This window comes from Bacteroidota bacterium (genome assembly GCA_016183775.1).
Lineage (GTDB): Bacteria > Bacteroidota > Bacteroidia > JABDFU01 > JABDFU01 > JABDFU01.
Genome location: JACPDY010000021.1, coordinates 1 through 8940, shown reverse-complemented (window position 1 = coordinate 8940; position 8940 = coordinate 1). Strand labels below are relative to the sequence as shown.

Sequence of the window (8940 nt, the reverse complement as noted above, 5' to 3'; positions counted from 1 at the left end):
TTCTTCCTCTTCTTTTTTTATCCAGTCTTCCGTACTTTCAAAATGCTCTTTTTCATTCTCTTCTTTTTTCCAACGCCTCAAGAAACTATATGTAATTCCTTTGGAAGTAAAATAGATCATGGTTGATCCATTATCATAAGCATATAAAACAGGTTCCGTTGACTTATGTATGTGGAATTGACCTTTATTTTCAATAAATGATTTCGGGTTTTCCCACTTTGCTGACCAAGAACTGGAGCTATTTTGAGAATAAGATGTTGTGGTAACTATAAGAAGGAGAACTACAAGATTTGTAAGTAAATAGTATTTGATCCTTTTCATATTATATTAATACCCTGATTTAAGATGTATACTGTTAAAATTTATCGGAATTTATGAAGCCCGATATTTAACAATACAAGTGTAGGTAAGATGCAAAAGCGCGGCAAGGGGGCCGCCCCCTTATTCAAATTTTAATATTGACAACGGGCTTTAAAAGTTGTGCGAATAGATTACTAAAACGGAAAGTATATATACCTGGAAATACAATTATGAAACCAGGAGGGCTAATTGACGGCTCTTCCTTCTTCATCAAAAATGTTGCCTGTAATGCCTGACCCATCAAGGATATTAAGAATCCCTTCAATATGATAAATACCGCGGTTTATTTTATTACTCAAAATAATGATCGTGGTTTTATCTTTCAGTCGCCTGTAAAAGACGTTATTGTAGCCGTGCCACCAGCCGTTGTGGTATACGATCTTTGTGCCGTCTTTTTCGTCTATTAACCTCCAGCCATAACCATAGTTACGCTGCCCGGGGTATTCATGGCTGGTGCCGGAATAAGCTTCATCAAGTGTCTCCTTCTTTAATAGCTGTACAGTATAGAGTGCCTGGTCAAATAAAAACAGATCGTCAACTGTAGTGAAAATATTTTTATCACCAAGCACACCATCTAAATAGTCTATATCATACTTCTTCCAGTTGCCTTCGTAACCTGTTGTTTTATTATGGTTCAGATCAATGGTATCCGTAATACTTATGCGACTATTATTCATTCCGAGGGGTTTAAATATTTCCTGTTTCATAAAGTCTGCATAACTCACACCCGATACTTTTTCAATAATATTTACAAGCAAGGCATAATTCGTATTGGAATATTCGAATCTTCTGTTCGGTTTAAAATAGGGCAGGGGATGATTGGTTATCATTAGCTTTAATAGCTCATCATTACTGAGCGGGATATTTTTATAACAATAAAAGCTGTCGCAGAAATACATGTAATTGGCCAGACCCGAACGATGTGTGAGCAGATCCTTTACTGTAATTTTTTTATAAGGAAAATCCGGAAAAAACTCATCAATGGTTTGTGATAACCGGATCAGGCCCTGTTCCTTTAATATCAATATTGCTGTTGCAGTTAAAGGTTTTGAAGATGATCCCATTTGGAAAACCGAATTCAGCGTCAGGGAATCCTTTGTTTCATAGTTGGCATAGCCCCAGCTTTTTTTATATATCACTTGCCCTTGCTGGGCCACAAGTATATTACCATTGAATCCGCCGTGAAGGAACATGTATTTAAACAGTGAATCCAGCCGCTGTGCTTTTTCATTGGTGTTGAGCCTGGCTCGTATTTTTTCAATGCTGTCGTTTTGTAATGAATTGCTTCCGACCGTAATATGAGTTCCTTTAGCAGGTCGATTTTGGGGTAATCCACAGGATATAATGACAACGGTGGCAATACATTGTAGTCCGCAGCTAAAAAAGACTGATCTAAAACCTGACAAACAGTCTCCCGAAATTTTTGCTATCCTTCTCAACTCTTTTATACAATTGTTTAATGTGCGGTTGTTGTAAAAATCGCAGCACGCGTTTTTTTAACTGGCCGCTTCCTTTACCATGTATTATTTCCACCAGGTCGATCTTGTTCTCAACAGCTTTGCGAATGGCGTTGTTCAAAAGATCATCAATTTTACTTCCTTTATTGAACGATTCATGCAGATCAATTGAAATTTTTGACAAGGGAGTTGTTTGTTAGTTGTTAGTTCAGGGGATGTTATTGATGAGTGTCGACAACCGGCAAGTCAACTAACAACCAATAACCGTCATCTCTTACCCATACTTTATTTTAGTTCCTAAACGTAATACCGTTGTCGGTTTGATCTTATTTAGTTTACAAAGTTTATCAACCGTAGTGCCATATTTACGGGCAATTGAGTAAAGTGTATCTCCCTTACGAACGGAATAGTAGCCGGGCTTCAGTTTCACTTTTGTTTTAGCATATTTTTTTCCTTTTTTCAAATGTTTGTATTTGCCGGCTTTGTAATCATTGTAAAATTGAAAACTATTCAGGTTGATCTCAATAGTGTCGGCAACAAGCTTACATTCCGAGAACGAGAATAGTTCATTCGGATTCAACGGTTCGCCTTTGTAACGAACTTCAAAATGCAGGTGACTTCCATATGAATGACCGGTGTTACCGCCAAGTCCGATCACTTCTCCCGCTTTTACACATTGATTCGGTTGAACATTTAGTTTTGAAAGGTGAGCATAAATGGTTTCCAAACCATTCTCGTGACGTACTATGACCACATTGCCGTATGATTTATTACGTTTCGCTATACGAACCATTCCATCAAATGCACTTACAACTGTATCGCCGGTCTCAAGGTCAATGTCAACGCCAAAATGCGCTCGGCGGTGCCTCGGTCCGAAGTTTGAATTGGTGCGGCCAATGCGGGGAATGAAGCATTGTGATGAATAAATACCGGTTAAAATAAGCTGAACACTGTCTTTAAAGCAGGCGGGGTCAAAATTGTAAGGATGGATAACTGTTGTATCCCATTGGGAGTACATGATGTAAGCCGGGAACATGCAAACTGAATCCGAATGGGTCAATAATGGTTTTGCGCTCAGGGTATTGAATCTGTTTGCTGAAGTATCAGCATTATTAGGCCTTTCAATACGATTTTCGGGAAGCATATCCTGTGCCGCGCTTATTTTTAGAATATGCAGCAACAGAAAAACGAGTATGACTGAAGAAAAGCTCCTCATCACTTAAGTTTGATAATTCAAAAAGTAAAAAACAGGTATCCGGATCCATAAAAAATGTACAGGATGTACAAAGATGTCAAAATAATTGAAAATTCCAAGTCCTGTCACGGAAATCTTCTACAGATGGGAGTGTTAAAAAGTGAGAACCCGTCTTACGCTATTTGTTAGTCCTAAGCCCCGGCAATTGACAACAAATAACCGATAACCCGTAATTTACCCCACTCATGTAAATAATTCCATTATTATTCGGAGCTAATTGTAAATTTGGTATATATATTGTCGTTGTATGTTTTATCGATCTTGTCTGTTTTGTGTGTTGTTGTGCAGTATTGTTTTCGCGAATGATAAAGCGTATCACTATACTGTTGATCTGAGAAATGTAAAAGACGATAAACTGCAGGTAAGTTTGATTCCTCCGCAGATTGAGAAGGCTGATGCACTGTTTCGTTTTCCTGCCATTATTCCCGGAACATATTCCATTTATAATTTCGGACGGTTTATTTCGGAATTTACGGTGCTGGACAATGCGGGTAATGTTATTCAGACCGAACGGGTAGACGTGAACACCTGGAAGATACCCGACCCGGGTAAAATACAAAAGATAATTTACCGCGTTGAAGATTCGTGGGACACCGATAAGAAAGAATCATTTGTTTTTGAACCAGGCGGCACAAACATTCAGCAGGATACCAACTTTGTGATCAATACCCATGGTTTTTTCGGATACTTCGATGGGTACAAACGAAATCCTTTTCAACTGGAATTTATGAAGCCGCTGAATTTTTACGGATCAACGGCCCTTATCGCTGACAAAAGCTCATCCTCGTCTGAGACATATACAGCAGGTGATTACATGCGGCTTGTTGACTCGCCCGTAATGTTTTGTGTTCCCGATACAACTACATTTATTGTTGGAGGCGCTAAGATATTGGTCTCTGTATATTCTCCCAAAAATAAAAATTACGCGAAGGCCATTGAGGCTAACCTGAAAGCCACATTAAACGCGCAAAAGGATTATCTGGGCGGCAAGCTGCCCATCGATAAATACGCTTTTATTATCTACCTTTTCAACCGCAGCTCAGGCGGTTCCGGTTCATACGGCGCGCTCGAGCATTCGTATTCGTCGTTTTATTATATGCCCGACATGGATCCGAAGCTGATCGGGCAAAATATACGTGATTTCGCAGCGCATGAATTTTTTCACATCATAACTCCACTCAGCATTCATTCCGAAGAGATCGGCAATTTTGATTACAATGATCCTAAAGCCTCAAAGCATCTGTGGCTGTACGAAGGCGTGACCGAATATTTCGCGGGACACGTACAGGTGAAACAAGGTTTAACAAAATTGGACGATTACATTGACCTGATCCATGAAAAAATTGAAGGAAAAGCGGCCTACATCGATACACTTCCGTTCACCCGCATGAGTTCAGGTTGTCTGGATATTTATAAGGATCAGTACGATAATGTTTACCAAAAGGGTGCTTTGATAGGACTTTGCCTGGATATAAAACTGCGCGCGCTCTCGGATGGAAAATACAGTTTGCAAAATTTAATGTCCGACCTCTCCAAAACATACGGCATCAACCGGTCGTTCAAAGATGATGAATTGTTTGGTAAAATTGTGAAGCATACATATCCCGAGATTGGCTATTTTCTGAACCGCTATGTGAGCGGCAGCAACCCGCTTCCACTTACTGAGGTATTGAGTCTGGTAGGAATAACCTATAAGGAAACAGGAACAATGCGGGGAATATCACCTTTAGGTGGTATAACTCCATCCTATAATATGGAAACCGGCCGGTTTTATATCAATGAAGCCAGTTATAAGGATATAAATGATTTTGGAAAAAGTATTGGATTGAATATCGGGGATGAAATTTACAAATTCAATGGCAAAAAACTTACACTATTAAGTGTTGAGAAGGTGTGGGGTAAATATTTTACAGAAGTGAAGGAAGGAGATATTCTCAAAATGGTGGTATACAGGGTGGATGATAAAGGAGTAAAGAGAAAATTAAAACTAAAGACAAAAGTGATTGAAACCGATTATATGGTGAAAAATGTGTTGACGGTCAATCCAAATCCTGATGCCGGGCAATTGACTATACGTAAAGCCTGGCTAGGAATAAATTAGTGATGTTGCCGCTGTTTTCAGTTCCGCTCAAGCAGCGGGTGTTGGGTCGTCCGAGCCCCATCTTCGTTAGGACAAGCCCCACGAAGATGGAATGATTTAAATTAGATATGGAATGAACAGGAAAAAACTATACTGGTTTTGTCAATTCGGAGGGTGGCTGTTCTTTGTACTTATCAATACTGTTTTTTTACGGCTTACCAATGTGTTGGACCTGCGCCAGGGGTTTAGTTTACTGCTGCTCTTTATTCTTGGAATTGTTGTAACACATTTTTACCGTTCAGTGATCGTACGCCTGGGTTGGCTTAATGTTACCCCATTTGGCCTGATACCGCGTGTGATTGTTGCTACAGTGGTTATGGCTTCAATTATTTATTTTATACAGTATTTTATTGAAGCGGCCCTGGGTATCACTTCAATTAGTCTTGAAAATTTTGATGCCATAGTTGCCAGTCAGTCTATTTTAAATATTGCCTTTGTATTGTTTTTTTGGTCGCTTATTTATTTCCTGGTGCATTACATTGAGAACTATAAACGATCGGAGATCGAGAATTTGAAATGGCAGGCGGGTATTAATGAGATAGAGTTGAATAAATTAAAATCCCAGCTCAACCCGCATTTTATGTTCAACGCGATGAATAGCATACGGGCGCTGGTTGAAGAGAATCCTGAAAGAGCCAAAGAGTCGATAACGCAGTTGTCGAATATTTTACGAAATACTCTGACAATGGGTCGTAATAAAGTAATACCGTTTGATGATGAATTGAATATTGTAAAAGATTATTTAGGCCTGGAATCAACACGATACGAAGAGCGTTTGAATATTGAATACAGTATTGATCCTCAGAGCAGCGGTTTTTCCGTTCCTCCGTTGATGCTTCAAACCCTTGTTGAAAATGGTATTAAGCATGGTATTTCAAAACTGCAGGGCGGAGGCAGGTTAATTTTTAAAACAGAAGTAAAAGGTGATATTTTATATGTAAACATTATCAATAGCGGACAACTGAACGGGCACGGGGAAAACGGGACGGGTTTTGGCATTAAGAATAGTGTTCAGCGCTTGTCGCTTTTGTATGGTACAAGAGCCTGGCTTAAACTGTTTAACCGGGATGATAAATATGTTGAAACGGAATTGGTAATACCAAAACTATAGAACACCTATCATTATAATTATTATGGTCAGCGCAGATTTAATCATAACAAATCTAATAATCATAAAGATCAGCGTTCCATTTAAATCATAAAGATATGAAAGCAATAATCATTGATGACGAACGTCTCGCACGCCAAGAGCTCAAAAGTATGCTGGCCGCATTTGATGAAATTGAAGTGGTTGCCGAATGCAACAATGCCGATACAGCGCTTAAAGCCATTAAGGAACACAATCCGGATCTGCTGTTTCTCGATATACAAATGCCCGGTAAAAACGGCTTCGACCTGTTGCAGGACATACCCGAGCTACCCAAAGTGGTATTTGTAAGCGCCTACGATGACTATGCCATACGTGCATTCGACGTGAATGCGCTCGACTATTTATTAAAACCCGTACAGCCTCAACGTTTGGCCGAAACCATAAAAAAAATATTAAGTAAAGAACCACAGGAAGCGCAGATAGAGGAGGAGAAAGGCCCAATAACGGTGCTCGATGAGCATGACCAGGTGTTTGTGAAAGACGGGGAACGCTGTTGGTTTGTAAAACTATCGGAGATACGTTTGTTTGAATCCGAAGGAAATTATGTGCGTGTATATTTCGAGAAGAACCGCCCCCTGATATTACGTTCACTCAATTACCTTGATGAACGCCTCAATCAAAAAACATTTTTCCGTGCCAGCCGCAAGCACATCATTAATTTAAAATGGGTGGAAAGTATTGAGAACTGGTTCAATGGAGGCCTTATGGTACAGATAAAAGGAGGGGAGAAGGTGGAGATCTCCCGCAGGCAGGCCGCGAAGTTTAAGGATATGATGAGTCTTTGAAAATAGTGCCGCTAACGCTTATTGCAAATAGGCTGTCAGCTGTTGTTTTTCTTTCGTCTGTCATTTAGTAATTGTCTTATTGTCGCCAAGTGTGAAAATAAAACTAAAGGAACCACACAAGATGGCAACCAGTTAAAAGGAAAATAGAGAACAGCAATATTTGGTTGGTCAAAAGCAAACTTCTGAAATGGAAATGGTGCTGATAGAATAGCATTGGCAACAATGTTTATTAGAAGTCCTAAACAGATGAAATTCCAAATCAATATTACTTTCCTGTCTAATTGGTTTCTTATAAAACCCAAGTAAAAAATAATAGGAGCTGTCAGCCCCGATAAAATATCAAAGTTTCTTCCTTCAAAAGTCATAAGTTCAGGAACAGTCTTATTAACGAACAGCCAAAAGAGAACAATTTCAATGGGTATTCTAATTGTATGCAAAATCGTTAAAGTTTTTGCGTCCAAACTGTCAATGTATTGTCTGCCTTTTGAAGTAGTAAATAGTCCGATGATCAGAAGTATAGGTGGCAAAACTAAAAGAAGAAATCTTGGCGGAATAGTGTCCGTCACGGTGTAAAAACCGGAAAGTCCGATAGCAGTTTGTAATGCCAACCAAGTCAATAAAATTATTAAGGTGGTTTTGGAGTTATTGGTCGCTTTGTAAAAAAGTCCAACTGTCAATATTGTTGTCAGTCCGAAAACTAAGCTAATGTATGTAGGTAAATTTTCCATTGTTTGTGTGTCTTTTTAAAATAACAGCTAACGGTTTCGGGCTTTGCGTTGGTGGCTTTTGAAACCGTAAACTGTCTGCCGGCACCAATTTTATTTGTTGCTCAAATGTTTATACTCGCACTGTTCGCCCACTAATGGAAAAACCCGTGTTAGTGGCTGATTAGTGTCCACCGTCTCCTCCATCATATCCAGTAGAGTCGGCTCCCTCTCCATAATCATGTACTCTATGACTATCATATCCTCCAGAGTCGTGCCCAGAATGTCCGTCATGAGATGAATAACCAGAGCCATGAAAAAGCGAATAAAGTCCCAATGCCCACCAACCCGCATTACCCTCATTAGCTGAACCGTCTGTCCGCTTTTTAAATGCGTATCTTCCAAGAGGCTTGTCAATTGTTTTTAAGAGCATAATCCATAAAAAAGGAACTATCCAAATCATAATGTTATGGAAAAGTCGTTGTTTTTTGTTGTATAAAATGTCAGTCTTATTGAATTTTAAAGCAAATGAAAAAGTATATAAAAAATAAAAAAGTAGAAATAAGTAAAGAAGGAATTCCATGTCGTTTTGCTTAAAGTCTGCTGTCATTTGTTGATACGTTATTAAATAATTTTTTCAAGTCGTGTTTTAGAAATAAATGTGATGTCAAGGTCGGTAAATTGAGTTTATATTGGTCTTTAAGTATTGTAAATAAAACTTCATTGTCTTTTAAGATAAACACCATTGACTTTTTATAGCTTGGATTAAAGTCACCAAGTGATTCGTTTAAAATTATGCAGTCGTTTGATTTTCGGTAAATTTCAAATTGTTGTTTGTCGGCATAGCTTAGCAGTACTTGTTTGTTTTTCTGTCTGTCGAAGGGAGTTGTCAATTTATAAAAGAACTTCTCAGTCGCCTTACGATAAATAACATAAAGTCCTAATAACATTGTCTTAGCCCCCTATAAGACTGGACAAATTAATTAAATTAATTTAGTCACAGTAAAATTAGGGAAAATGACCAAAGAAAAAAGAAAGTTTACCCCGGAAGAGAAGTATAGTATCCTCCAGGAAGCAGAACGAGAAGGT

The 8940-nt window shown here is 38.7% G+C and carries 9 protein-coding genes; 3 read left to right on the top strand and 6 right to left on the bottom strand.

Features of this window, described 5'->3' with window-relative positions; translation table 11 throughout:
- From HYU69_02945 to HYU69_02930, 4 genes are all read right to left on the bottom strand, one after another.
- The coding region (locus tag HYU69_02945; protein ID MBI2269294.1) for a hypothetical protein at positions 1-321 on the bottom strand (321 nt) is incomplete at its 3' end.
- Between the two features lie 224 nt (positions 322-545).
- Complete coding sequence (locus HYU69_02940) at positions 546-1766, bottom strand: beta-lactamase family protein (protein ID MBI2269293.1); 1221 nt, start codon at positions 1764-1766, stop codon at positions 546-548.
- Positions 1753-2001, bottom strand: coding sequence for a Smr/MutS family protein (locus tag HYU69_02935; GenBank protein MBI2269292.1), 249 nt, complete (start codon positions 1999-2001; stop codon positions 1753-1755). Before HYU69_02935 ends, HYU69_02940 begins: the two co-directional genes overlap by 14 nt.
- A 90-nt stretch (positions 2002-2091) precedes the next feature.
- On the bottom strand, positions 2092-3033 hold the full coding sequence (locus tag HYU69_02930; protein MBI2269291.1) for a peptidoglycan DD-metalloendopeptidase family protein: 942 nt from the start codon (positions 3031-3033) through the stop codon (positions 2092-2094).
- A 286-nt stretch (positions 3034-3319) separates the two neighbouring features.
- Between HYU69_02930 and HYU69_02925 the strand changes: the two genes are divergently transcribed.
- The 3 genes from HYU69_02925 (at position 3320) to HYU69_02915 (ending at position 7147) form a co-directional block, all read left to right on the top strand.
- Positions 3320-5173, top strand: coding sequence for a peptidase M61 (locus tag HYU69_02925; protein ID MBI2269290.1), 1854 nt, complete (start codon positions 3320-3322; stop codon positions 5171-5173).
- Positions 5174-5285: 112 nt separating this feature from the next.
- Positions 5286-6323 carry a histidine kinase gene (locus HYU69_02920; GenBank protein ID MBI2269289.1) on the top strand — a complete coding sequence of 346 codons (1038 nt, stop codon included), beginning with the start codon at positions 5286-5288 and terminating at the stop codon, positions 6321-6323.
- A gap of 95 nt (positions 6324-6418) precedes the next feature.
- On the top strand, positions 6419-7147 hold the full coding sequence (locus tag HYU69_02915) for a response regulator transcription factor (protein MBI2269288.1): 729 nt from the start codon (positions 6419-6421) through the stop codon (positions 7145-7147).
- A gap of 35 nt (positions 7148-7182) precedes the next feature.
- Here HYU69_02915 and HYU69_02910 read toward each other — a convergent pair whose 3' ends face one another.
- Both HYU69_02910 and HYU69_02905 read right to left on the bottom strand, forming a co-directional pair.
- On the bottom strand, positions 7183-7875 hold the full coding sequence (locus tag HYU69_02910; protein ID MBI2269287.1) for a hypothetical protein: 693 nt from the start codon (positions 7873-7875) through the stop codon (positions 7183-7185).
- Positions 7876-8035: 160 nt separating this feature from the next.
- The gene (locus tag HYU69_02905; protein MBI2269286.1) at positions 8036-8284 is read right to left on the bottom strand and encodes a hypothetical protein; all 249 of its coding nucleotides are present in this window, start codon (positions 8282-8284) and stop codon (positions 8036-8038) included.
- Between the last annotated feature and the right edge of the window lie 656 nt (positions 8285-8940).

What these genes read in the sequence shown, in the direction of transcription:
- HYU69_02930 (MBI2269291.1), bottom strand. Translation starts at nt 3,033, where the DNA reads ATGAGGAGCTTTTCTTCAGTCATACTCGTTTTTCTGTTGCTGCATATT.
- HYU69_02910 (MBI2269287.1), bottom strand. Translation starts at nt 7,875, where the DNA reads ATGGAAAATTTACCTACATACATTAGCTTAGTTTTCGGACTGACAACA.
- HYU69_02920 (MBI2269289.1), top strand. Translation starts at nt 5,286, where the DNA reads ATGAACAGGAAAAAACTATACTGGTTTTGTCAATTCGGAGGGTGGCTG.
- HYU69_02915 (MBI2269288.1), top strand. Translation starts at nt 6,419, where the DNA reads ATGAAAGCAATAATCATTGATGACGAACGTCTCGCACGCCAAGAGCTC.
- HYU69_02925 (MBI2269290.1), top strand. Translation starts at nt 3,320, where the DNA reads ATGTTTTATCGATCTTGTCTGTTTTGTGTGTTGTTGTGCAGTATTGTT.
- HYU69_02905 (MBI2269286.1), bottom strand. Translation starts at nt 8,284, where the DNA reads ATGCTCTTAAAAACAATTGACAAGCCTCTTGGAAGATACGCATTTAAA.